Raw genomic sequence first — 399 nt, 5'->3', positions numbered from 1 at the left:
TAAAACAGGCATTCATCATGCCCTAAAGCGCCTAGGCATCAGTCAAAAAAAAGACTTTAGAACATCCAAAAGCCTGTCCGATCAAAAGAGCGGCGTATCAGAATAAGCTTGAGCACTTTAAGCAGCAAGGCTACCCCATTGTATATATGGACGAAAGCGGCTTTGAGTCTGAAACCATTCGCTCTCATGGTTATGCACCGATTGGTAAGCCTTGTATCGATAGCTACAACTGGCAAGGTAAAAAGCGAACCAACGTTATTGGTGCTCTGTATGAAAAGATGCTGTTTGCGCTTGATTACTTTGAGACAAACATCAACAGCAGCATATTCTACAACTGGTGCAAACAAACCCTAATCCCAAGTCTTAAAACCAAATGCGTGATTGTGATGGATAACGCCA

General features: G+C 42.6%; 1 protein-coding gene. It reads left to right on the top strand.

The annotated features are described in order from the left end of the window. Positions 1–146: 146 nt before the first annotated feature. A partial coding sequence (locus EI164_RS17265; protein WP_225739379.1) for a transposase occupies positions 147–399 on the top strand: 253 nt, incomplete at its 3' end.

Origin of the sequence: Psychrobacter sp. FME13 (assembly GCF_014861395.1) — a bacterium.
Taxonomy (GTDB): domain Bacteria; phylum Pseudomonadota; class Gammaproteobacteria; order Pseudomonadales; family Moraxellaceae; genus Psychrobacter.
Note: the sequence above shows the minus strand (reverse complement) of the source record. Positions and strands in the feature narration are given on the sequence as shown.